The organism is Aquirufa ecclesiirivi (genome assembly GCF_011250515.1).
In the GTDB taxonomy this organism is placed as follows: Bacteria; Bacteroidota; Bacteroidia; order Cytophagales; family Spirosomataceae; genus Aquirufa; species Aquirufa ecclesiirivi.
On the sequence record NZ_JAANOP010000002.1, the window covers coordinates 1 to 26364 of the forward strand.

General features: G+C 38.2%; 16 protein-coding genes. 3 read left to right on the plus strand and 13 right to left on the minus strand.

Annotation, left to right across the window (positions count from 1 at the left end):
• Nucleotides 1-199: 199 nt before the first annotated feature.
• The 10 genes from G9H65_RS03305 to G9H65_RS03350 all read right to left on the minus strand — a co-directional run bounded on the left by G9H65_RS03305 (nt 200) and on the right by G9H65_RS03350 (nt 19098).
• Nucleotides 200-2287: a penicillin acylase family protein gene (locus tag G9H65_RS03305; RefSeq protein ID WP_166373934.1), complete on the minus strand. Its 2088-nt coding sequence runs from the start codon at nt 2285-2287 to the stop codon at nt 200-202.
• A complete protein-coding gene (locus tag G9H65_RS03310; protein WP_166373935.1) occupies nt 2284-4767 on the minus strand; it encodes a PIG-L family deacetylase in 2484 nt (827 codons plus the stop codon). Before G9H65_RS03310 ends, G9H65_RS03305 begins: the two co-directional genes overlap by 4 nt.
• Before the next feature lie 29 nt (nt 4768-4796).
• Complete coding sequence (locus G9H65_RS03315) at nt 4797-6191, minus strand: sialate O-acetylesterase (protein WP_166373936.1); 1395 nt, start codon at nt 6189-6191, stop codon at nt 4797-4799.
• 10 nt (nt 6192-6201) lie between these two features.
• Nucleotides 6202-7572 carry a Gfo/Idh/MocA family protein gene (locus tag G9H65_RS03320; RefSeq protein ID WP_166373937.1) on the minus strand — a complete coding sequence of 457 codons (1371 nt, stop codon included), beginning with the start codon at nt 7570-7572 and terminating at the stop codon, nt 6202-6204.
• Nucleotides 7569-8975: a glycoside hydrolase family 30 protein gene (locus G9H65_RS03325; protein ID WP_166373938.1), complete on the minus strand. Its 1407-nt coding sequence runs from the start codon at nt 8973-8975 to the stop codon at nt 7569-7571. Before G9H65_RS03325 ends, G9H65_RS03320 begins: the two co-directional genes overlap by 4 nt.
• Nucleotides 8976-9107: 132 nt before the next feature.
• Nucleotides 9108-10973 carry a proton-conducting transporter transmembrane domain-containing protein gene (locus tag G9H65_RS03330; RefSeq protein ID WP_166373939.1) on the minus strand — a complete coding sequence of 622 codons (1866 nt, stop codon included), beginning with the start codon at nt 10971-10973 and terminating at the stop codon, nt 9108-9110.
• A 4-nt stretch (nt 10974-10977) separates the two neighbouring features.
• The gene (locus G9H65_RS03335; RefSeq protein ID WP_166373940.1) at nt 10978-13482 is read right to left on the minus strand and encodes a YbcC family protein; all 2505 of its coding nucleotides are present in this window, start codon (nt 13480-13482) and stop codon (nt 10978-10980) included.
• 103 nt (nt 13483-13585) lie between these two features.
• Complete coding sequence (locus G9H65_RS03340) at nt 13586-15172, minus strand: SulP family inorganic anion transporter (RefSeq protein WP_166373941.1); 1587 nt, start codon at nt 15170-15172, stop codon at nt 13586-13588.
• A gap of 142 nt (nt 15173-15314) precedes the next feature.
• Nucleotides 15315-15680, minus strand: coding sequence for a hypothetical protein (locus G9H65_RS03345; RefSeq protein WP_166373942.1), 366 nt, complete (start codon nt 15678-15680; stop codon nt 15315-15317).
• Between the two features lie 28 nt (nt 15681-15708).
• Nucleotides 15709-19098 carry a HEAT repeat domain-containing protein gene (locus G9H65_RS03350; RefSeq protein ID WP_166373943.1) on the minus strand — a complete coding sequence of 1130 codons (3390 nt, stop codon included), beginning with the start codon at nt 19096-19098 and terminating at the stop codon, nt 15709-15711.
• A 186-nt stretch (nt 19099-19284) separates the two neighbouring features.
• Here G9H65_RS03350 and G9H65_RS03355 point away from each other — a divergent pair, with 186 nt between their 5' ends.
• The 3 genes from G9H65_RS03355 to G9H65_RS03365 are packed head-to-tail and all read left to right on the plus strand — an operon-like array spanning nt 19285 to nt 23806.
• Nucleotides 19285-21471 carry a penicillin acylase family protein gene (locus tag G9H65_RS03355; protein WP_166373944.1) on the plus strand — a complete coding sequence of 729 codons (2187 nt, stop codon included), beginning with the start codon at nt 19285-19287 and terminating at the stop codon, nt 21469-21471.
• Nucleotides 21472-21525: 54 nt separating this feature from the next.
• Entirely contained in the window at nt 21526-22749 is a 1224-nt protein-coding gene (locus G9H65_RS03360; RefSeq protein ID WP_166373945.1) for a PAS domain-containing sensor histidine kinase, read from the plus strand.
• Nucleotides 22739-23806: a response regulator gene (locus G9H65_RS03365; protein ID WP_235927461.1), complete on the plus strand. Its 1068-nt coding sequence runs from the start codon at nt 22739-22741 to the stop codon at nt 23804-23806. The genes G9H65_RS03360 and G9H65_RS03365 overlap by 11 nt, the downstream gene beginning before the upstream one ends.
• Here G9H65_RS03365 and G9H65_RS03370 read toward each other — a convergent pair.
• Genes G9H65_RS03370 through ccoG form a run of 3 tightly spaced genes read right to left on the minus strand, consistent with a single transcriptional unit; the run spans nt 23790 to nt 26336 of the window.
• Nucleotides 23790-24485, minus strand: a complete 696-nt coding sequence (locus G9H65_RS03370; RefSeq protein ID WP_166373946.1) for a sulfite exporter TauE/SafE family protein — start codon at nt 24483-24485, stop codon at nt 23790-23792. The two genes, G9H65_RS03365 and G9H65_RS03370, sit on opposite strands and share 17 nt — an antisense overlap.
• Nucleotides 24485-24940, minus strand: a complete 456-nt coding sequence (locus tag G9H65_RS03375) for a FixH family protein (RefSeq protein WP_166373947.1) — start codon at nt 24938-24940, stop codon at nt 24485-24487. The genes G9H65_RS03370 and G9H65_RS03375 overlap by 1 nt, the downstream gene beginning before the upstream one ends.
• Nucleotides 24933-26336, minus strand: a complete 1404-nt coding sequence (ccoG, locus tag G9H65_RS03380; protein ID WP_166373948.1) for a cytochrome c oxidase accessory protein CcoG — start codon at nt 26334-26336, stop codon at nt 24933-24935. Before ccoG ends, G9H65_RS03375 begins: the two co-directional genes overlap by 8 nt.
• Nucleotides 26337-26364 lie beyond the last annotated feature (28 nt).

Below are 26364 nucleotides of genomic sequence, written 5' to 3' on the forward strand. Positions count from 1 at the left end.
GGCTTTTTTTGCTTTAATTGTTCTGCGGCTTGCTTGACAAAGGCCTCAAAATCAAATTTCTCTTTTTCCATGGATTGTGTCAATTATTAATTAAGTTAGTAATTGACACAGTTTATTAAGCAGACTCGTTTATAATTGCCCCCCTATTTTTAAATAAATTACTAGAATGAAAAATTCTACATTCTACATTCTTCATTGATTACTCCGGATGATACACACTCTTAGCTTGCTCCATTACCACTTTTTTATCCAAAGTCATGGGTTTAACTTGCTGAGCTTGGTATAAGGGTCTCTGATCAGCAAAGTGCGGACTATCTGGATTTGAGCTTGCCCCAAAGGTATTGATAGATTCTATGAAAGGAAGTCCTCCATCTTTGGGGAATCGGACAAATTGGATATAAGCGTCACCACTATTCATTCTTCTTTTTCCACCTTCTATCTCAACGGACATAACAGCGGCTAACACATCCGGCATACCACCTTGAGGCCAATTTTCTTTCCCTCTTACTAGTCTTTGAACTTCACCTAAAGCCAGGTCTGTCCGTTTGAAATGCTGCATCAAGGTTTTTTGAATATATTCAAACACTTGAACAGCTTCCAATGAAGTCAGTTTCTGATCTTGTCGACCAGCCATAATTTTAGGAATGTGGTAATAAGCCATCAAATAAATCAATGCACCCTGACTTTCAGGACAAGCCACATGGTCCCAAGCTTGTAGTTTTTCAATCAAAGGTTGAATATGTGGATATTTCGAAGCATTTATTAAAAACAAAGAGTCTGCCGCATAACCATAAGGAAACAATATTTTCTTAGGCAATTGACGGTCAAATTTTATGCGCTTTAGTTCTTGATAACTGATTTTATCCTCAACTTCCAATAATTCCTTGGCACGGGCACTTCGATTATTGTGATACAACTCATAGCCATCATTAGCATCAAAATCTTTTGGATTCAGGTTTTCTTGGTCAGCCGTAGCTAAAAAGGGAGAATGATTGGTATTGAACAAATATCCACTTGTAGGATTATGGTATTGAGGTAAAGCTGAAAAAGGTTTGAAAGAAGTCCACAAGCTTGCTTTGGTATTTCCTGCCAGGGTAGATGCCCAATTAAATTTTTTATCAGGATTGCGATAGGGCATTTTTCCATTGGAAACATAAAAAATATTACTTTCCTTATCGGCATATAGGATATTAAACATGGCCAAATGATTTTCCTCCAAAGCCTTTTTAAATTCCGAGAAGTTATTGGCCCGATTCATGTGATACCACTGTTCCAATGCTTTGGCATCCATTAAAGAGGGTAATCGCATCGAAAAATAGGCTCCTTGTGGGCCCTTGACGGTAGGGCCATAAATGGAACGATAAGCCATTTTGGAAAGGGATATCGGTAAACCTTTGATCTTTAGCTTGATTTTTCTTTTCTCTAATGGCAACCATTCCCCATCAACTTGATACATTCCTGGGTGTTTGGCATCTGTTTTTAATTGATAGACGTCTATTTTATCTTGAAAGTTAACCGTATGAGCCCAAGCTAGATTAGGACTTGTTCCATGAAAAATTAAAGGTGCACCAGGAAATAAACCACCTAACATATTCCAACCTTCCTCACTTTGAAGATGAGCCTCATAAAATGCCGTAGCGCCTTCAATGGGTTGGTGTGCATTGATTACCAACATGTTTTCTCCGCTTTCAGATTTGGAGGCATGTATGGCAAACGAATTACTTCCTTCACCCGTAAATCCAGGTAAAGTCGCTATGCTTCCATTCAAAAGTTTGGGTAATGTCCTCTCAACTCCACAAAATACAGCAACTGAAAAAACGGTGGTGGATAAATATTCCTCTACACTGATAGGAAAAACATGCTTATTCAGGACTTCTTTTGGATGGGCTTCTGCATAAGCAGTTAAACCTAAAAGATATCCTTTGATCAATAATATGAACTTAGGATCCATGGTACTTATTTGTTCTTCTACTAATTTTTTAGTTTGTAGAAGTCCAAATACATAATCCACTGGGGCACCTTTCTTCCCTAAATAGGTACCTAATTTACCTTTCCCGGTCAGAACTAAGGTTTGAATCGTCTTAAAATCATCTTCGGCATGTGCCCATGCCAAGCCATAAGCTACTTCTGGATCGGTAGGCGCAAAAATATGAGGGACTCCATAGGAATCCCTTGCAATTTGAATTTTTTCTGTTCTAATGATAGGAAATGAATAGGTTTGCGCCGATAAATGGAAGGGTGCTATCACAAATACAAAACAAACTATCCTTAAAATGCTCAATTTCATTTACTATTTGGGTTACTAATTAAATTGGCAAATAAACGATATGCACCCGGTACAGCCGCAGGTAATTCACGGAAGAACACAAGTCCTGTATAAATGAATCGGCCTTTTCCATATTTAGCTACTGCAATATTACCTTTTTCAAGTTTTTCCCCTGGATCAGTAAAACCCAATGGAAATTCGACATGTGGGTCACTGGATTCTCCCAAATAGATGCTGCGTTCTTGTACCCAACCTTGGAAATCGTCTGATGTGATTTTGTTGGGTTGATTCAATACGGCATGACTAGCTAGTAAAAATTCAGGCTGCGCATTTTCACGGGTAATCCTAGAACGACCTACTTGAAATGGATATGGTGACATTTGAGCTTTCATGGGGCCTAAGAAACTAGCTGTATTGTATTGAACCACATAATTGCCTCCATTTTCGATGTATTTCATCAATTCAGGGTGTGCATTACCCAAATAATCCTCTGTATTGTAGGCTCTAATTCCAGTTACGATGGCATCATATTTCTTTAAGGATTCAAATTTCAAGTCACTTTCTTTTAAAAAATCCACTTGATAACCCATTTGCGACAAAGCCTCAGGAACCTTATCCCCCGCTCCACGAATGTAACCAATGCGCTTACCTTTACTCACAATCGGGCTATGAATGAGATCCAATCCTACTCCTGTAAAATATCGTTGAGTAGGAATATGTGCATATTCTATTGAATGAAGCTCCAATGAATCTATCCAATTTCCTCGCTCTGTGGTGTAAGCCAAGGATAACTGATGATGGATCTTACCTGTTTCTTTTAAAGAGGATTCTTGAAATGTGACACTAAATGATCTCTTCTCCCCTTTTTTTAGACCATTTTCCAATGAAATGTTAGCCAAAATTTCGCCTAATTCATTTTTAATTTGAACGCTACCAGGACTTATTGTCGACATGGCTGTAATATTTACCGAGGTACTTTTACTAGCTTTAGAGCCAATGGGTAATAAAAGCACTTGGGAACTTAAAGAGAATACACTTTTTGGCGTAATGGCTATAGGCTGGTAAATTTCCCCTTTGACAGGATCCACAAACATTTGCTGAATTGCTTTTTCAATAGTAAAGGTTTCTCCTTCCAATTGAAAACTCAGCTGAACCTTCACAGCAGGGTCCACATCAGCCTGTCCTATTTTCATGGGATCCTCAACCACAAAATTGCCTAAATTTCTTGCTTTTTGTAACCAATAAGGTTGTGTATATGATTGATTTATAGGTACTTTAGCGTTCCATATGAGTTTTCTAGAGCTGTTAATTTTGCCAGCAAATGTCGTATCTTTTTGAAGCACTTTAACTTGTACATTTTCTAAAGTCAATGGGCTTCTTAAGATAATTTCTGTTTTGAAATTCAAAGTGTCCCCGGTGGCAATGGTACTTTGTTGGGTTGTTCCAGCTACATACAAAGCAGCTGCCTTCAGTATCCAATTTTTCACTTGGATCAATTTCTTTTCTTGATAGGTTGATTTTGGTAAAGCTTCAATGGCTTTTTTCAAAGCAATCATTGCCTTTACACTGGCATAAGGCTTTTCCCATTGATACGAACGAATAATCTCTTTCAATTGAGTTTCTACGGATTCTGATCCTGGAATTCTAGACCAAGATGTAGAAACACCATCCCAAAGCTGTTGCTTGGGAGCCTCTCCTGCCAAGGTTTCAAAATATTCGGTAGTCAATCCTCTATCTGCTGCAAATCCAAAGCCCTGGCATTTATGTTGGCTTCTACTTAAGGCCGCTAGTTCTCCAGTACTTACACCCAAAGCAGGTAAAAAATTACCTATTTGAATTTTAAATTGGTTTTCATTGATGGTATTGTTGGCAGAACCAGGAAAACGAAATGTATTCCATAATAAGCGCTTGGCTTGCCAGGTCTGCACACCCCGACTTAATTGTTCTGGAAAGCGTTTAGGATCAGCCGCAGCCGCATACGCCTCAATGGCTAATGCAGCTGAGGCCGAATGATGTCCATGTCCTGCTCGAGCATCCGGAGGAAATCTTGTGAAAATAATATCAGGTTGTAATTTCCGTATGACCCAAACTAAGTTGGAAAGTACTAATTCATGATTCCATGTACTTAAAGCTTCATCAGTTGATTTAGAGAAACCAAAATCAAGGGCTTGGGAAAAGTATTGATGTGCACCATCAATTTTTCGAGCCGCTAATAGTTCTTGCGTTCTCAATAATCCCAAGGGAACTCCTTGTTCATCTCCGATTAAGTTTTGTCCTCCATCACCACGAGTACAGGAGAAATAATTAGCTTCCCAATGCTGTTCTTGGGCAAACCATGTCAACATGTGCGTACTCTCATCGTCGGGATGAGCTGCCACGTGCAAGACTGTTCCTAATACTTGAATGGATTGTAAATCCTCATATAATTGAGCATTGTTGCTTTGCTGAGCAAAACTAGAAAAACTACTACAGGCTAATACGTAAAGAAATATTTTTTTCATGAATTTAAGGTAGGCTATGGTAAATGGGTTTAGTTATCCCAATGGTCGGTTCTAAAAAGATTAACGGGCAATCCTTCTCGACTGAATAAATTAGGTAGGGCATCATTGCTAAAAGAGTAACGAACGGCAACAGGATTGGGAACTTCAGGAGAAGAAACCAACAGGGTATTACCATCGATTTTGCCTTGTGCTGGATAGAATTTTTGATCTTCTCCGGCGATCATTAAATGGGAAGGATCACCATCTTTAGCGACTAATTTGCCGTTTAATTCTCTAAAATAGATACGGATTTTACCTTTTTCTACCCGATGTCTGTCGTATTTAGGATAAAAGATAGGACCAGCCTCTTGACCATAGTTTTTGACTAATGCCAAACTGGCAAAACGATGCGCTACTTCTATTTTTTTGGTTGGGTGGATGTTGCTTACATCAGGTACCAAATCACTTAAAACCACCATGCCTGTCTTCTCAATGGCTAAATTCATGGTTTGAGCTTCTCGTAATTTAGCTCCAAAATTATTGTCGCCATATTTGGAATACGGGGCTATTTGAGCAAAATAGAAAGAAAAATTATTCTTAAAAGCTGTTCTCCATGAGCCAATCATCGTTTCCATCAGTTCGGCATAGGTTTTGTATTGACCCACATTGCTTTCTCCTTGATACCATAATGCCCCAGCAATGGTATAGGAAGTAATAGGCGCAATCATGGCATTGTAATTTAAGCCCGGATAAACGGACCAAAAGGCATTCGGTCTCAATTGTTTAGCCGCTTCCCACAAATTGCTTTTTTTAGCTAGAACATCTTCTGGAGTCCAAACTTCAGCGGGTGTTCCTCCCCAGTTGGAATTAATTAATCCCATGGGGACCCCCAATTTTTGGTTTAATTCTTTTCCAAAAAAGTAACCAATGGCTGAAAAGGATTTCATAGCTTCTGGATTACATACCACCCAATGCGCTCTTACATCCTCTTGAGGATAAGATGAGGTAGCTTTTGGGATATAAAAAAAGCGAATTTGATTATTGTTGGCATTAGGCATTTCATCCAAGGTTTCTTGAAGATTTTGATCGCCACTCCATTCCATATTACTCTGACCAGAGAAAATCCAAACCTCTCCAAATACTACATCAGAGACTTTTATGGAGTTTTTGTTTCCTTGAAATTCAATCTGATGGCTTCCTCCTGCCGCTGGCGTAGGAATTTGAATACTCCATTTACCTAAAACAGCTTTTGTTTTAAAATGTGTCGTATCCCAATCCACATTGATTTTGACAGTTTCCGTAGGGCTGGTTGTCCAACCCCATAAAGTCACCTTACTTTTTTGTTGCAAGACCATGTGGTCTCCTATGATAGCGGGTAATTGTACGTCTGCACGGGCAATAAATCCTGCGCAAAGTAAAACCAGCGAATAAAATATTCTTTTCATGTAAGTAAAATTATGATTTTAACATGTTTCTATTCCATGGTCCACGATAAGGTCTTGCTAATAAAGCAGTAGCCTGTGGATCATTGACAATGATTTTGGCACTTGGATCATAGATTAAGGGTCTACCTCCTAAGTCCATGGAAACATTGGCTAATAGGCAACTAGCTGTAGAAATATGCCCCTCACTGATGTCGGCAATTGGTTTCGATTTTTTATCTATGGCAGCTAAGAAATCCAACATGTGTAAACGGGTTGCTGGTGCTGCATTTAATTCAATACGCTCTTCCTTCAGATCTTCTGGATATTTTTCTTTCTCATATACGACATCCATGTGTAGACTTTTTTGCTTTGAATCTGTAGGAGTGAAATCATATTTCATGGTGCTAGCACGTAAGGTACCTTTTTCTCCGTAAATGGTTAATCCCCAAGGATATTCGGGATCATTCGGTGTCCCCCAAGTACGATGCTGCCAAACGCAGTTTAATCCATCGTATTCAAATACTGCCGACTGAGTATCTGAAATATTGGATTTACCTTCTTTTTGAACATAAATACCTCCTTGAGAACTGATGCGTTTTGGCCAGCCTAAATCCAACATCCAACGAGCCGTATCAAACATGTGGATACACATATCGCCCATGATTCCATTTCCATATTCCTTGAATGTTCTCCACCAACGGATATGTGGACTTCCATCGTATGGTCTCATAGGCGCAGGTCCTGTCCACATTTCATAATCAAAATAGTCTGGAACCGCCTGAACAGGAGGATTACCATTATTTCTCATGTGATAATAACAGTACATTTCCACATGCGCTACTTTTCCTAAAAGGCCTTTATCAATGATTTCTTTTTTGGCATGAATGAGGTGCGGCGTACTTTTTCTTTGCGTACCCACTTGTACCACTTTACCATATTTTCGGGCAGCAGCTACCATGGCCTCTCCTTCTAACACATCCACCGAAATAGGTTTTTGAACATAGACATTAGCTCCTGCTTTTACAGCTTCAATCATTTGTAATGGATGCCAGTGATCAGGACTACCAATTAATACAATATCCAATTCATTTTCTTTCAAAAGCTGACGATAATCGCCATAAAGACGAGGCACCTTACCCGATTTTTGTCGTTCACTAACCAATTTACCAGCTTGGTTTAATTGGTTTTTATCGACATCACAAAGGGCAATCACCTCGACGGGTACTACTTGGATGAGTCGGAATAGATCACTTTTTCCATACCATCCCGTTCCAATTAAGGCTACACGCAATGGTTTGTCTGGATGTATCAAATCAAGGCCATAAGCACCGAATTGAGACAGGGCTAAACTAGCAGTGGCACCTTTTAAAAAATGTCTTCGATTAATGTTGAATGTTTTCATAGCTTGAATAAAAAAGTTGAAACAGATGAGCCTGGTATGTCCAGTTCAATGGTTTTATGTAGATATTGAATAGGTAATTTTTGTTTTTCAAGACCTTCATTCTGAACCAATAAACAAATTTGGTTATCGGGTCTAAGAAAGGCTACCATGGGTAAATGGGCTGTAGAGTTTAATTTAATACGTTTAGAATCCGCTGGAATAAAGGAGGATGCTTGTGCAATGATGTAATAAGCTACATTTCGCTGTATTCCTTGGCTCAAGGTAATGGCTCCCAAGCATTCGGTACATCCACCTGGACTATGGGGACCTAGGTTTTGATCATTCGCTAGATTCCATTCCAAAGCCGTTTTAGCACCTTGGTTCATGGAACCTATGATGACATTTTTTATATGCCACATAAAATCTCCATAAAAATCGCCCTTCACTCCTGTCCATTGTTCCGTGAAATAGAGATTTTTATCTGGATGCTTTGTCCTTACTTGTGCTAATGCGCTGATGTTTCCTTGATATAAATGAAATGCGGAACCATCGACAAACTTTCTCGCTTCTGGATCATTTAAAATAGTAATGGGGTATTCAGGTTTATCACAATTATGGTCGTAGCAAATGATTTTTGTGGAAATTCGATTTTTTCGAAACTGCGGACCTAAATAATCACGTATAAATACCAATTGTTCTTCCGCTGACATGGATAAACTGGGGTTATTACCCGGATGCAAAGGTTCATTTTGTGGAGTTATGGCATGTATCTTAATCCCCAATTTCTTCATTTCTTGGATATACCGAATGAAATATCGGGCATAAACTTCATAATACTTGGGTAGTAATTTCCCTCCTTTGGTTTCCTGATTATCTTTCATCCAAGTAGGTGGACTCCATGGAGTAGCAAATAATTTAATCCGAGGATTAATCCTCAAAATTTCTTTTACAAGTGGAATTAAAGCTTTTTTGTCTTCATGCATGCTAAAGCTTTGAAGCCTAAGATCTTCCTTTTCCTTGGGTATGTCGTTATACGAAAATACTTTTTCATCCATATCGGATGCCCCTATGCTTATTCTCAATACCGAAATCCCTAATTGATTCGGCTTATTCCCAAACAGTTCTTGTAAAAGAGCTAGTTTTGTTCGAGCATCCAAGGCTTGAATTAAATAGGCACTTCCACCTGTTAAGGTATATCCAAATCCATCAATAGTTTGGTCTAAAGATGTCGGGTTAATGAAGATGTTATTAGATAGAAGCTTACTTTTATCACTGTTCCAGGCAAGATTGGGCATTTTTTGAAACATCTGCTTGTTCTTTGGATAGGAAATCCAGTTTTCAATGGATTGTCCAAATATGCCCAAAGGAATCAACAGCATAAAAAGCATCCAAATCGACTTTGGATTAGCTTTTACTTCATTCATAAACTAGGTATTAGATTGCAAGCTTAAAGATATTCATATTTTGAAATTGTTCAATTCTATCTTACTATTTTTCAATAAAAAAAGCGAACCCTTTTAGGGTTCGCTTGCAAACACGGATTGTTTTGGGTTTTGTTAAAAATAGCGGTTGGAGAATTCCGTATGTGTTTTGGAATTTGGACCCATGAAAATACGGGCGTATATACGCATGATGGAGAGTCCGTCTAATATAAAGCTTAAAGAAACTACCGCCGCTAAAGCAAATTGATCCTCATGAATGTGGGAGAAAATGACATCTTCCCCAATAAATGTAGGTGTGATAGGAAATCCTGTCAAACCTAAACAAGCCAATAGAAAGACTAAAGCAATTTTTGGATGCTCGGCAGAGAGACCATGGAAACGGTTCAACTGTATTTTGCCTTCTAAATGGAATAGTCGCATGATACTCGCATAACCAATTAGTCCAGCCACAAGAATTCCACTTAAATAAATCCATGTTTCTTTAAGTTCGTAATTTTCATTGAAAGAAATGGCTAAAGCGATGGTGATGTGGTTGATGATAACCAAAATCCAGCTTAAACGCAGACTTCTTCTTTGCGTAAATGATTTCAAAACAAAAATTAATCCGATCGATCCAAGAATAAGAGGCATATATAGCGTCCAATCATTGTTAAAGTAGTTTCCCTCTTTCATGATGAAAATACCTACTAATATTGGAACAAAAATGCCAATTAACCTTTTGACAGTCAAGAAATTAAGTTTGTTTCCTGCCCATTTCAATGGGTTCCAAAGATATTGATACATGATGGAGTCTAGGTTCCATTCCTTCAAACAAAGTAGATACAAGGTGTTTTGAATTTTATTTGGGAAGGAATCTTCTACAGTCTTGTCTTTTGGTTCGAAATGATAAAACTGCTCTCGAATTAAATAGCTCACGACCGATGGAGAAACGAGTAATTGGTAGGTTCTCAAAAAGGCATTACCTGCAAAATGAAACAAAGCTAATTTTTCGAATCCCATGGATATTTCAATGAAAATCAGGCCAATTTGTGCGATGGAGGAATATGCAATTTGGCTTTTCACGGAAGATTGCACTCGAGCTATACCAGTAGTAATGATTGCCGTAATCAGTCCCATAGCTGCAATGAGGATACGAATGGATATTTGATGTTCCCAAAATGGAAATGTTCTCAACATTAAAAATACACCAATATGCACCGACAAAGACCCATAAAAAATGGCACTTGATGGTGTTGGACCTTCCATGGCTCTTGGCAGCCAGGAAGAAAAGGGCAATTGGGCTGATTTGGCACTAGCAGAAAGAAGTATCATTAAGGAAATAAATACCCCCATGAAGCTATGTGATTGTAAGTGTTCATGTACTAATTCTGCATTATTCAATTGAGAAAAAGTAATGTTTTGATGCCATAAATGATGGCTGGCCCACATCGCTAAAATGATACCTACATCTCCAATTCGATAGATCGAAAACACTTTTACTGCATTTTTAACTGGTAAATACCGTTCGCGATAAAAGGAGATTAATAAAAAGGATGAAATCCCTAGCATCTCCCAACCTATAAACAGCGTTTCCATATTTCCTGCCAAAATGGTGATACTATATCCCAGATAGAAGAAAAGAGTCGTATTGAAAAAGCGCTTATAACCGGGTTCTCGATGTAAATAATAGCGGGAATACAGAGTAACCAAAAAGGTTAATATAGCTCCAACTAACAGGTACACACTAGTGATATAATCAAATAAAAAATCAAGTTGGAAGACATAATCACTGTTTTTAAACAGGATCCAACTGTTCATTTGCCAATCTGGAGCGCCTAGGCTTATCCAATAGACAACAAATAACACAGCCAGGAGCAATTGAACCCCCAGGGTTCCAAAGGCCGTAAACGATATTTTCCTTTCATCGTTTTTTGCTAAGACTAAGCTTATCAAAAAACCTGCCAGAGGAATTAAAATAAATATGGGAAGGTAATTTTGCATGGTATTAGTCTTGTTGGATTAAATACACGGGAAAATTCTCTTGATTGCTTTCTAAAAGGCTTTCAATTTCACGGACATGTTCCAATGGTTTATTGATTGGACTGTAAGGAGAGAATTCCCCTTTTTCAAATAGTTGAACCTCTCGTGTTTCTGGATGAACAGACACTAAGATCACCCAATCGTTCATGAACCATTCATAGGTTTCAGGTGATTTTTGAATGGTTTTTAACACAACTTCAGGGAAGTGTTCCACTACAAGAAGTAAACGTATCGGATCATGTACCTCCGTCATTTGAGAAGGTAAACCAGGACGTAAATCACCATCGATACCGTTTGCAACTCCGAATAGTCCCATGACATTATGCGGTAATTTGGTTCCCGCACCTAATTTTTCACCATCTACTCGGGAGAAGTAATATTCCAAATTAATACCTCCACATACTGGAGCGGCCGCTTTTAGGATGTTCAATAAATATTCACCCGTTGGATCTACCCGATAATCAAAAGAGTTCAAGAATGACCTTCTATCCAAGAAAATACCTTTAGAAAGCTCTCGACGGCCCACTAAACATAAGGCATTGGTAGCATGGTTTAATTCTGGACGAGGCTCAAAAAGCGATACTGAACGCAAGCGGATTTTTTCATGAATCTCCTTCGGACTTAGTTCGGTATTAATGGATTCAAAACGTCTAGAGCGCTCTTTGGCATTTAAATCTAATGCACGTTCAAAAACTAGAACATGTTCAGCATGTAGCGTCAAATAATGGTTGTCCTTGATTTCATCGGTATAAAAAACGACCTCATCACGTGTGGTATCATGCAAAGCCCCGACAAAAATGGTAGAATCTGGGATTTCAATGCCCCTTTCTCTTAAAATGGCTCTAACCTCCGATTTATTGGCCATTTTGCTCACGACACGGGCATTGACAGAACCTGCTCTACCCGAACAGGCTCCACAGTCATAAGCCGCATAATGCGGATTATTGACCGAACTAGCACCGTGACCAACCACATAAACAATCGGGGCAAAATCTTTGACTAAGCCTATGCTTTTTAGCATGCTTTCTACCCGATTGGCCATTTCATCAATTTTAAAACCAATTTGCAAGCCATTTTCTTGTTGAATCAAGGCATCGTAATCCACTTGCAGTTGGGAGAACTTATCCATATGACGCAAAGAGGAAGCCGTAGCCGGGCTCATACTGGGTTTGAAAATATTGCCAAATAGTTTGAGAGCCGACCAAAACCCTAAGGTTTGGGAAATAATCCAACCTGTATAAAAATTGTGGCTATGTTTGGAGAAATAGAAGTCTTTTTCCCTTTTCTTCTCATCTCCTATTTCTTTAATTAAGAACTTGGGCGTTACAGGTGCAGGACAAAGCTTGGAATAAAACTTACCTCCTATGGGTTGATAAAAGAATTCTACACTGAAGAAACCTGGGGTTCCGTAGGTATCACATTGAGGATCAACGGATTCTAAATATCTTCTAAATGAACATTCCCGATCATCGATACAAAATAATCCTTGAAAGCTTTTAGGACCACCAAAAATAGGATTTCTAGAACTTTGCTGAATACCCGCCAAAACTTGATCGTAATAGGTCCATTCGAATGCTTCTTGCCAAATGGATAAAATATCCATGACCTCTGAATACTCAATAGGGTCTAATAAGGAAGGAAGAGGCTTTTCTAGTGTATTTCCCAATCCAGTCCATCCGTTGGATAGTAGGTAATCAATGGTATCTATTTCCAATAAGCATTCCAACATGATTAAATCATGCAGACTGATTTGCCTACGATCTAGCAGGGTTTGTGGTAAGTCCTCTACGGTAGAGACCATGCCAGACCAACCCTGATGAGCAAATTGCTGATCAAAAAGGTATTGCTCAAACAAATGGGGATGTGAACCTACTAGTATATTTAATACATCTTCCAATGTAGTATGTTCATTGAGCAACAGATTTTTGGCTCTTTTGCCTTTGAACAAACTAATCCAACTCTTTTTTTCGAGCTCTTTGATCGCTTCTAAAAAGCTTTTATTCTCAATAGGAAAATGCCAAATGGAAATTCCTTGATCTAAATAACTGGATATTAATCGGAATAAATTGGGATGCACCATGGAATCCAAATCAATGTTGTACACCTTTTTCCATTGACCACGAAGTGCTCCAATTCTAGGACTAGGAACGTTTTCTACATCTTGATGTAAAAGTTTGTATTTCCACTCAGCGGTTTTTTTCGCGCCTTTTTTCTTTTCAATGACCTGATTTAATATAGTGTCATTGATACGTTTAGTTTGGTATAGCTCTCGAAATTGATCTAAACTTAGGTAAACTTGATACCCCAGACTTGTTTGTGCTTTCCTAAGTGCCTCGTGAAATGGTAAATGTTGAAAAGCATGCAAGGTATTATGATGTACAAAATCCATTAGCGGAGCCTGTGCAGGTAAATAATGTTTCAGTTCATGCAGAACATGCTCTACATGAAACCCTTTATGTGTTGTAGTCATCTTCCTTAGTTTTTTATTCCCATGATAAAAAAATCTATCATGGGAACGTATGAAAAATGTTGGCAGGATGAGATTTGACTCTCAAAATGATTTAAGAAACGATCTATTTCTTTTTTCTAGCTGCCAATTTGTGTTTTGAAAGTAAAATATGTTCGTCAAAGCCAATGATGGTAAAAGTACCTCCAGCGGCATGGTAATCAGCCTCAAAATGGTGCAAATTCTCCATCACGGAGTGATCTACCAAGTGGGTATTACTAAAATCCATGGTAACGTGCATCCCTTGAGGAATCGCGTCCAATTTTGCTTTTAATCCCATATAATTTGTAAATACCGCCGCCTTATTCACTTCAACTAAATATTGATCATCATGAAATGAAACCGTTACATTGGATTTAAAGAAACTGGATATTGGAGCTCCATTAACTATATGAATCAGTATTTTAACTAACATTCCTGCCGCAATACCAATTAATAAATCTTCATACAAGGTAAAGAAAATGGTAACAAGAAAGATGGCTAATTGACCTTTTCCAATCTGGAATATATGTATGAATTCCTTAGGATGGGCTAATTTGATTCCTACAGATACCAACATAGCTGCTAAGGCGGCATTCGGTATCAGTTCAATAACAGGTGCAGCAAATACCACAAACACTAAAATAAAGAAACCGTGGAAGAAGTTTGCCCAACGTGTTTTAGCTCCGTTGTTGACATTCGCCGAACTACGTGCCACTTCTGAAATCATGGGTAAACCACCCAATATTCCAGCCAAAGTATTTCCAATACCTACGGCAATTAAATCTTTATTGGGATTGGATTTGCGCTTATATGGATCTTGCATGTCAATGGCCTTAACAGTCAGTAATGACTCCAATGAACCAACTAAGGCAAACATGACTACATATTTGATAAATACCATTTTTTGGGCAAATCCCCTAAAGTCAACATTAACATGGATATTATCGATCAAGCTTCCAATTTTCACTAAAGCAGACGCAGGTTCTGTGTGCTTAAAATCTAAAAATATCTCCGCAGGAATGGCAATGCACAAAACGATTAAAGCTGCTGGAATTTTACGCAAAAAATTGACAGGAATCTTCTGCCAAGTCATCATGATGATAAAACTTAGCATTCCTACTATGGCTCCATTCCGATCTAAGTTCATCACAAATTGAGGAATCGAAGCTGCTAATTCAAAAGGACTTTTTCCTTTTGCTAATATGGGGTTAACATTCAATAAAACAGGTATTTGCTTGAATATAATGATTAAACCAATGGCAGCTAACATTCCATGAACGGCTGATAAAGGGAAGAAATCAACTAATTTTCCGAGTTTGAAAACTCCAAAAAGTATCTGAACAATACCGGCGGCGACGATAGCCCCTAGGGCATAATGCCAGCCCTGTTCTCCCCCTCCAAAATCAGCTACGGCACCTACAATGATAACAATAAGACCAGCTGCTGGCCCCTTAATAGTCAATTGTGAACCTGAAAATAAACTGACAATAATACCACCAATAATGGCAGTTAATAATCCCATCAAAGGCGGGAATTCAGAAGCTTTGGCAATACCTAAGCTCAAAGGCAAGGCTAATAAAAATACAATAAAACCAGAAACAGCATCGGCACTAAAATTCTCTTTTAAACCAGCTATTCCATCTTTTGGGATTTGAGGCGTTACATTTTTCATATTCATTTTTTCATGTGCGCGTTTATTCCTCTTTTATAGCAAAATTGAGAGCAATTTTTAAAGAAAAATCAACGAGCGGTGGTAAAATTTGGATAGAATCCAATGAGGCGAATTGAATAAAGGATAATCTTTGAGATTAGTCCTACAGCCTGATATTCCTGAAAAGTATGAAAAATGGTGTGGAAGAAGAGCTATTAGCCACCAATGATGGAATAGCTACAGATTTTAATGCCCCAGCATAGGGGTTATTGAATGAAAAATGACTAGGTAAATCATAGAGGGAGATATAAAAATGATGGCTTTCTGCTTCATCCTCCTCTTCAGTATTATCTCGGTCTTCTTCAATCAAAAGGTTAAAAAAACTAAGCTCTTTTTGCTCCGTTTTTTTAACCTTACTATTGTTTTCAATGCTACTTCCTTGACTTAATCCAATCACTTGCTTCATCGAGGCCGTGACCAAGAAGAAGAAAATACTGATGAACAATAAGAAAGGACGATTGAATTTCATATGGACCTATAACGTCACAAATGTATCGTTAATTTTTTAAAGATGATAAAAATTCTACGACATCTCTAATTTCCCTCTTCGACATCAAGCTACCCATTGGTGGCATACTGGAAGGATAATTCTCTCTTGACTTAATCCGAGATATGGCAATTTTCAATGGTTCAGCATCAGAAGTTTTTAGCTGAATCATGCTTTCTGTCTCAGAAATAACGGTTCCACTTACCTCTTGTCCATCGGTTAATTTCAAACTAATGGTACCATACCCTGGGGCAATTCGTGCGCTTGGCTCTATTAAAGCTTGTAAAATTTGCTCTCTGCTTAAGCGAGAACCAATCCCTTTTAAGGATGGTCCTACTATCCCTCCTTCTCCCCCTACATTATGGCAACGAACACATTGAACCGTTTGGTTTCTATTAAAAATGAAATTTCCAGCCTGAATACTTCCTCCAAACAAAGCATCCTTAAATTCATCGGTCAAAGTTCCCTTGGTTTTTAAGGCATCTAATTTGGCGATCAATTTTTGCGAATTGGTCGCTTCTACTGCTTCCACTAAATCCAATCGGATATCATTGGATAATTTATTTCCTATCATTCGTTGGATTAAATCATCCAAAACATCGTCCGTTTTGTCTACAGGCATTTTACCGATACTTTGCAATAATTGTTGCTGTTCAATCACACTACCTTTTTCCATGATGAGGTTCACCACGCTTGGTAATTGCGTTTTCGACATATCTACCTTATCTAAAAATCCTAAAGCAGCCCCACGAACGCTTCGATCCACATCATTCATCCCCTTTTGGACAATCAAGGATAAATGGGCATCCTTTAAAGCCACCAATGAACCCAAATGTGCCGCTCTCACTTTGGCATTAGCATGGTTTAAAAATAGCTGAGTTTGCTCACTCTTAAAATCTGTGATTTTTAATTCAGATAATAATTTGGCTGTGGCTACTAAAACTTCTGGATTATTACTTCTTAAAAAGTTGGCAATCTTAGGATAAATTCGACCCACCACATCAGCTGGATTTCTTTGTAATACACCTCTATGACGGCCATCCACACGATCTAAAACGGATGGATTAGCCCATGAACCTAATGTAGCAATGGCTTCTGCACGAATGACATCAGAAATGTCATTTCGTTCACTGAACTGAATCAAAGCATCAATTTCTTTGTTCGTTCCAACACGTAAAGAAGCGTTGATGGCACGACGAAGCAAAGGCTCCCCTTTCCATGCTTTATTATTCAAAGCGGCTGCTAATGCTGGCAAAGCTGCCGGAATAGACTCATCATCATTGATAGCTCTGGCTGCTTCTGTCGCAATGTATTCATCGGAATCTTGTAAAAATAAAGCAACTTTTGGACTAGATAAACGACGTAATACTAATACTGCTGCTGTTTTTAAGGCAGTATTTGATGAACTTGCCAAGGCCACCAAAGGTTCTTCTTTTCCAATTCTAGCTAATGCTAAAACTGCCGCATGGCGGATATAATGATCTTCGTCGTTATTTTTTTCAATGAGTTTCAATAAGCCTGGAATAGCATTTTCTGATTTTATTCTACCTAAGGCCTGACAAGCAAAGAAACTAATTCGCGGATTTTTGGAATCAATTAATTGAATCAATCGACCTTCATGATCCTTATTAAAAATATCTCCCAATACTTTTGCTGCTTGAGCTACGATCTCCTCATCTTGATCTTGCAATTGTTCACCAATCATAGCGCCTACTTTAGCATCCGTAGCCCCAAGCTGTCCCATTCCCCAAATTGCATGAATACGAGCCAATTGATTGTCTTTTTGTTGAATGGCTTTTTGAAACAAATCCACCGATGCATTCCCTCTTTTAGCCAACTCAAATTGAGCTTTCATGCGAACGCGTAAATCTGTGTAAAATAGTAAATCATACAAACTGTTGGCATTTTGTTTCTCATAATCCAGTTGAATCAATCGTTTCGTTTCAGCTCTTTCTTGTTCTAAATCATTATTTGTAGCATCTACATCAATCTTCCAAACTCGGCCATAATGTTTTACATCCCAACCATTGACCCAGTCAGCAGCATATAAGGCTCCATCTGGACCAAAGCGCATGCCGGTAGGTAAAATTCCACTTACCACATCTTCTTCCGATTTGAAATCAAAGCTGGCACCTTTAGGTTTTAAGTCAAAAGACCAAATGTGCGAAGCATTGGGATTACCCACAAACTCCACTAAAAAGAATTTATTGGTCCATTTCTTTCCTAAAGCAGTTCCTGGGTTAAACAACATACCTGTAGGACCATTGTGGTAGTTTCTGATGGGAGGTATAATGTAAGCTGCTTGTCCTTTCCAACGAGGCACATACAATTTTTCGTCCATCCATACTTTGTACAAATTATTGCCTGGGTCTGTATATTTTCCGTACTGCCAATTGGATCTCCAACCCGCATCAGATCCTTCTACAATATGTACCAAACGCTCGCTTTCGCCTGGATGATCCCCATCATTGTCAGAGCTTATCAAATTCCCATATTGGTCAAAAACAAATTCGTGCGTGTTGCGTAATCCAGAAGCAAAAACCTCAAAATTACTTCCATCCGGATTCGAACGGACAATTACACCTGAGTTTGGGTATTTGTATTGCTTACCATCCAAAGCCGTGATATTGGCTCCAATGTCTCCAATTTGCCAATAAATTTTACCGTCTGGACCTTCTATGACCCCCGACATACCATGTCCACCAAAACCAATGTGAACCGCATAGCCCGTTGAAATGGATACCGGCTCTGTTAAAAGCCCGTTTTTCTTCGTGTTTTTTAAACGCCATAAATCAGGGCCAACGGCTATAAAAGCATCTTTTTTACGTACCAAAATACCTCCAGCTACGTCCGTAAATTCCTCGTGAAATCCGTTGTACACGCGAGTAGCTTGGTCGGCTAAACCATCTCCATTTTTATCTTCAATTTTCCAGATTTCTTCTTTTTCAACTTTTAGGTCATTGACATCATGAATTCCATCTTGATTCAAATCAGGTAACCATTCATTTTTAGCTGAATTTTCTGGAGCAAAAGTTTTATGTAAAAAGGCCTTTCTGTCAGCTACCGACTGAAATCCAATGGACTCTGTCATCCAATCACGATGCCCACGAATATCGAATTCCGAATACTTTCCTCGGTTAGTGCGGGTAATGTACACAGCACCCTGATCGTCCATGTCCATAGATACCGGATCTGGAGCCAATGAATCTGACGCAAAACGAGTAATTTGTAATCCTGGGGCAATTTTGATGGGTAATTTCTCTTTGGCCAATTTAGCCTTTTCAGCTAAATTATCTTGATCTTCCAATATCACTCGATAGGTATCTTTTTCTAAGGAATGACTACAAGAATAGGAAAGTGCGGAAACAAGCCCAAGAGCGTAAAGGAATTTATATTTCATCGTAAAAATGGTTTTTCAAAAGCAAATTTTTCAATCAGAACTACAAACATAAAAAGACAATACCATATAATTTATACCCAGCTAATTTTAAATAATGGAATCTAAATTTGGAATTATTTATCCACCCAGAATTTATAAGCCTGCTAATGAAAAAAATGTATTTTTGTTTTCATCTACATCAACACTATGAAATCTCGCTTCATCTTACCTGCTCTTTGTCTCGTATTCACCTTATTCCTGCTACATCCCTCTCTTGCCAATAGCCCCATTCAAATTAAAGCGTGGAAAGCCCAATCCAAACGGGTAAACATCATTCGAGATGAATATGGAGTTCCACACATTTACGGAAAATCAGATGCAGATGCGGTATTTGGTTTATTATATGCCCAATGTGAGGATGATTTTATGCGGGTAGAAATGAATTACATCGAAAAGCTAGGTCGTAAGGCAGAGGTATTTGGTCCAATGGAATTAGCCAACGATTTATATCTCCGTTTAATTATCAGTCAAGAAGAAGCCAAGCAAGAATATAAAACGAGCCCCCTTTGGCTTAAGAAATTATTACATGCCTATGCTGACGGAATTAATTACTATTTGTACAAACATCCAGAAATTAAACCTGCTTTATTAACGCATTTTGAACCTTGGTACCCCCTATTATGGACAGATGGAAGCATTGGCGCCATTTCTACAGGAAGCGTTAATCAATCCGAAGTAGCCAAATTTTATGGTCTATTGGGAAATAAATTAAGTTATATCAAAAAGAATCCCTTGGATCCTGAGGCTGATTTATCGGGTTCTAATGGATTTGCTGTTGGCCCTACAAAATCAAAATCAGGCAATTCGCTTTTTTACATCAATCCTCATGTGACCTTTTATTTTAGGCCAGAAGTACATGTGAATAGTGAAGAAGGATTGAATGCCTATGGTGCAGTTACTTGGGGCCAAATCTTTGTTTATCAAGGATTTAATCCATTCGGAGGATGGATGCATACTTCCAGTCAAGTCGATGTAGCTGATAATTACGCCGAAACGATTCGAGATGGACAAAAGGGAAAAGAGTATTTATTAGATGGCAAATGGCTTCCAATCAAAGAACAATACATCACCTTACGTGCAAAAGGGCAAGCGCCACAAATTGTCCATGTTTATTCCAATCACCGTGGACCCATCATGGCCGAAAGAGACGGCAAGTGGATTTCTGTGAAATCCTATAATCGCTCCATCAAAAGTTTAATTCAAAGTTGGGCTAGAACCAAAACCAGAAGTTTTGAAGAATTTCAAAAGGTCATGGACATGCGCGCAAATACGTCTAATAATACGGTTTATGCTGGTCAACATGGTCGAATTGCCTATTGGCATGGGAATTTTGTTCCTAAGCGACAACCCGAAATAGATTGGTCTTTGGTACAAGATGGGACTAAATCATCTTTGGACTGGAAAGGCTTACATCCTTTGAAAGATATTGTCCAATCCATAGATCCTGCCAGTGCTTGGATACAGAATTGCAATTCAACACCATTTACCGTTTCAGGTATTTCGAGTCCTAAAAGAGCTCAATATCCTGTCTATATGGCTCCAGATGCAGAAAATTTCCGTGATAAAAATGCGTTTCGCTTATTTTCTGAATCGGGTAAATTGGATTTAGATGACCTAATTCGAATCGGATATGACCGTAAATTAATTGCTTTTGAATACTTGATTCCTGCATTAGTGAAGGCTGGAGAGAAAAAAAATGCAGGATCGAATGCTTCATTTAGATTAGCCATAGATACCTTGAAAAAATGGGATTATCATGCCAGAATAAGTTCGGTGGCTCAAACCTTAGCTGTACAATGGGGACAAAAAATGCTTATGAAAATTCCTAGAAAGCACCTGTTTGGAGGTGAAATAGACCTCATTCAGAGTGTTGAAGCCTATCTTGCTTCTGGTAAGGAGGAAGAAATGTGTCAGGTCTTGGAGCTTGTTTTACAAGATTTGGACAAATATTGGGGAACATGGCAAGTGGCTTGGGGAGAGTTAAATCGTTTACAACGTATTGGAAATCAAACAGAATTTTCTTTTGACGATGCACAACCCAGCTTTTCAGTACCATTTGCGTCTTCTACCTGGGGCATGTTACCTTCTTACAACAGCAAAGAATTTCCGAATACTAAAAAATGGTATGGTGTCAATGGGAATAGTTTCATTTGTGCGGTAGAATTTGGCCCAAAAATTAAAGCTAAATCCCTTCTTGCTGGTGGACAAAGTGGAGATATACGTTCACCACATTTTTTTGATCAAGCAAAGAACTATGCCGAAGGAAAATTCAAAGAGGTTCATTTTTATGTTGAGGATGTTTTAAAGCATCAGAAATCAGCTTATCATCCCTAAATGCATTGTTTAAGCAGTCAATTTTTGTAAATTAGAAGGATTAATACCGTTGATATGTCCCTACCTTTAGTTTCCAGATTTCAATACGAAGCCATTTTTAATGAGGCGGCGATTGGCATCTTGGTGACGGATTCTTCGAGTAATGTCATCTTGACAAATAATTTTGCGGATCGACTATTTGGGTATGAAACCAATGAATTAAAAGGTAAAAATATTGATATTTTGATTCCCAATCATTTGCGATCAAGGCACCATGGACATCAGGCAAAATACGCTGAACATCCACAAGATCGCCCTATGGGGGTTGGCTTAGATTTAAAGGCCAAAAGAAAGGATGAATCTTTATTTCCGGTAGAAATCAGTTTGAGCCATTTTAAAGAAAATGACCAGATGTTTTACATTGCTTTCATTAGTGATGTAACCCTGAAACGAAAGGTAGAAATGGAACTGATTTTGAAAAATCAGGAAATTAATCAATTGAATGAAACCCTAGAAGAAGAGGTCAAGGCAAGGACTCAAGCATTGCAGAATACATTAGAGAAGTTAGAAGCCAATACCCAAGAATTGGAAAATGCCTTACAAAAGGAGAAGGAATTGGGGGATTTGAAAACCCGTTTCGTGTCCATGGCTTCTCATGAGTTTAGGACTCCCCTCACCTCTATTTTAAGTTCAGCTACCTTATTGGAAAAGTACCAAAAAGCAGAGGAGCAAGAAAAAAGAGAACAGCATATTCGACGTATAAAGGCTTCCGTGAATCATTTGACCATGATTTTAGAGGAATTTTTATCCGTTGGAAAACTCGAGTCGGGCCATGTCGAGATTCATGCTTCCACCATTGAATTAGAATCATTATTTTTAGAAATTAAGGCGGATTTAATTCCATACAAGAAAGTCAATCAAAAAATCATATTGGATTTTAATGCTTCTGAAACTTGGGTTAGTGATGAATCTGTTTTGAGAAAAATTTTGTTGAATGCCTTGTCGAATGCCTTAAAGTTTTCAAATGAGCATGTTGATTTAATTGTGAAGGAAGAAAACAATATCTTAAAAATTACGATAAGAGATAGGGGTATTGGTATTAGCGATGATGATAAAAAGCATTTATTTGAACGATTTTTTAGGGGTAGCAATGCCACTGTCATACCCGGAACAGGTTTGGGATTGCATTTGATTGACAGATACTTAGAACTAATCAAGGGGCAGCTGAAATTAGAATCGACTTTGAACCAAGGAACCATACTGACTATAGAAATACCGAGATTAAACCATGATGAATAAAATATTACTGATAGAAGATAGTGATGATATCCGTGAAAATACGGCTGAGTTGTTGGAATTATCTGGTTACGTTGTAGAAACAGCAGCAGATGGCATAGAAGGTGTTCGTATGGCTCAGAACAACCTCCCCGATTTAGTGATTTGTGATATCATGATGCCCCATTTAGATGGTTTTGGTGTCTTACAGGTATTTTCCAAACATGAACAATTGTCTCAAGTTCCATTTATTTTCTTAACGGCAAAGACAGATCGGTCAGATATGCGTAAAGGTATGGAAATGGGTGCAGATGATTTTTTAACTAAACCATTCCAAGAGGTAGAATTATTGCGTTCCATTGAAACTCGTTTAAAAAAGAAATCAATGCAACGGACTGAAGGTCAGTTAGATGCGGAATTGCAATCTGAAGTATCTTTGGCTCAAAAAGCACTTGATTTCCTTGATTTTACGCATTTTGATGGAGAAAAAAGAACCCATCATTTGCAGAAAAAACAAAGTATTTATTCTGAAGGAGATAGCCCCTCTCGATTGTATTTCTTAGAAAAAGGTAAAATTAAAACCTTTCACACGAACCGAGAAGGAAAATACTTTATTACGTCCTTTATCAAAGAGGGCGAGTTTTTTGGCTATGTGGACATTTTAGAAAACCAGATATACCGAGAAACTGCTGAAGCCCTAGAGGAGTCCGTCGTTTGGAGTATTTCTTCTAATGAGTTCAAAGACTTACTCAAACAAAATATTCATTTAGAAATCTATTTTAGAAAAGCCTTAACCAGCTACCTCATGAAAAATGAGAAGATATTGGTTTCTATGGCCTATCAATCTTTACGTTTACGTGTGTCAATGGCCTTGGTCGAATTAGCTAAAACCTATGGAAATGATATCAGTGGACCAGTGGTAATCCGACTTTCTCGAGAGGATTTAGCGTCACGAGTTGGAACAGCTACCGAAACAGTTATTAGAACCTTAAGTGATTTTAAAAAGGAAGGTTTATTGGAAATTAGAGGTAGTGAAATGACCCTCTTGGATGTCAATAAACTGGCTAATTTGCGCTATTAGAACTAAATGGGTGACAAATGATGGGGCTGAGTGGAGAGTTTTTCAAATAATTGGAATGGCTCATGCCTATTCCCCAAGCGCCACGGAATAGGAGTAAAAATGCGACGCCCCAACTTATATATTTGACATAGTACATCAAATTACCTTGTTTTTTCTCCAACCACCTAAAACCCAATATGGCTGTTGTGATTGCAGGTAAAGTACTTAGTCCAAAAATAAACATGGTCCAGGCTCCCAGCCAAGGACTGGGTTGAATCAAAGCCAAACTTAATCCACCAATCACCAAGCCACAAGGCAGTAATCCATTACCCATACCCAACAAGAAATGTCCTAAGAGGCCCATTCCCCTCCCCGATTGTTGCAAGGGTTTTCCAAACCAACGATATAAAAAATCAAAGGTACTATCTTTCAATTTTCCTGTGGATAAGAAAAGTAAGACGATGCCAGCAAATAAGTAGTAAAAATGCCACCACGTAGGAAAAATCCAGATGGAGCCCATGCTGGCAACGATTAACCCCAGAATGGAATAGGTTAAAATTCGGCCAATTTGATAAACGAAGGTACTGATATTAGCATGCTGGTTCTTTTGCCTTACATGAAGCATAATGGGGCCACACATGGCTATACAATGCCAACTGCCGGCTAAACCTATTAAAAAGCTGAGATACCAGGTTTGCATTATGGAACTAAAATACGCTGATCATTCAAATAGGTTTTATCGGCTATCATCCATTCTATATTAACTTTCCAAGGACCTTTTGACAAGAATTCACCTGAAATGCTCCATGTGCTATCACTTGGATTTTTTAGAGTAAAAGACTTATCTAGAGCCGCAGAAGATGGACGAAAGAAATTCACTTTGACATCATGCGAACCCGCTGGAATATGCAATTTTACTTCTTTACTTTTAGAATCAAACTGAAGCTCAACCTTTTCTGCCAGTAAGGCGGTTTCTTTTCTTTGATCTATTTTCTTTTGAAATTTCTGCCCATCCTCATAATAATGGTCACCCACTAATTCGATGGTTTCATGTGTCATGTTGACATAAAAATAAGCCATAAATGCGCCAAAAAGTATAAATACTCCAATGATGGCATGACCCCAATTCAACGATTTTTTTACTGTATTACTCATCAGGCTGTATAAATCTAGTTTTGATTGTTTCTATTTCTCCTTCTTTATTCTGGATATGAATTTCTATTTTGTCCTTACTTTTCCATGCACCCATGGGAGCTTTAATGAAAAATTCGGACTTAACCATTTTTCCTGGTTCAATACCCTGCGGCGGTGTTCCTACCCATTGAATACGCATGGGAGCTTCAATTTGGAACTGCAAATTTTGTAAATCCAGTGATTTGTTCAAAATCTCAATGGAATACAAATTACTCACTTCCTTATTTTTCTCGTCCAATTGGAAAGTCATTCCTGGAGTCCTTAATAAGGTGGTTTCCCAAGGACTTCTCGTTAACAAAAGAAAGGCAATAGCACCAATTAACAATAATAAAACGCCGCTATAAGCCCCAATTCTTACATTGAACTTTAATTTCTTTTGTTCATTGATACCATTCACGGAATCATATCGAATCAGGTTTTTAGGCTTATTGACTTTTTCCATTACCTCATCACATGCATCAATACAGGAAGTACAACCGATACATTCCAATTGATTACTTCCATTTCGTATATCAATTCCGGTAGGACAAACTCGTACACACCAATGGCAATCAATGCAATCTCCCTGCTGACTTTGATCTACCCCTTTTTGAATTTTCCCTCTTGGCTCACCTCGTTTGTGATCATAAGAGACAAGAATGGAATTGTTGTCTAACAATACCCCTTGAAGTCGTCCATAGGGACAAACAACGATACAAACCAATTCCCTAAATCGGGCGAAAACAAAGTAAAATGTACCCGTGAATAATAATATAGCAAATAAGCCAGTCAAGTGATCCAATGGAGGTTCTGTGACTAATTTGATCCATTCCTTTTTACCCATGATGTACATCAAAAAAGTATTGGAAATGGCAAAAGACAAAATAATGAAAAGACTATGTTTACTTACTCGTTTGATTATTTTTTGGCTATCCCAAGGTGCGGCATCCAATCTTTTCTGTGCTTTATCATCTCCATCAATCCAATACTCAATCTTACGGAAAAGCATTTCCATAAAGATGGTTTGAGGACATGCCCAACCACACCATACCCGACCAAACAGTACGGTAAATAAGCTGATGAAAATTAAGGAAGCGACTAAGCCTAAAGCTACTAAATGGAAATCTTGAGGGAAAAAAGGTACTCCAAAGAAGATGAATTTTCTTTCAATGACATTGAACAAGAAAACAGGCTCACCTTTTCTTTCTATCCAAGGAAGGCCAAAAAGTAATAACATTAATAAGTAAGAGAAATAGGTTCTAAAGCGATATAATCGACCTATAATTCTACCGGGGTAAATCCAAATACGTTTACCGTCTTTTGTTTGATTATATAGATGATTCCGATAATCATCATTTTCTAAACTAATATTTGACATAAAAAAGAAGGTCCGTTTCCGGACCTTT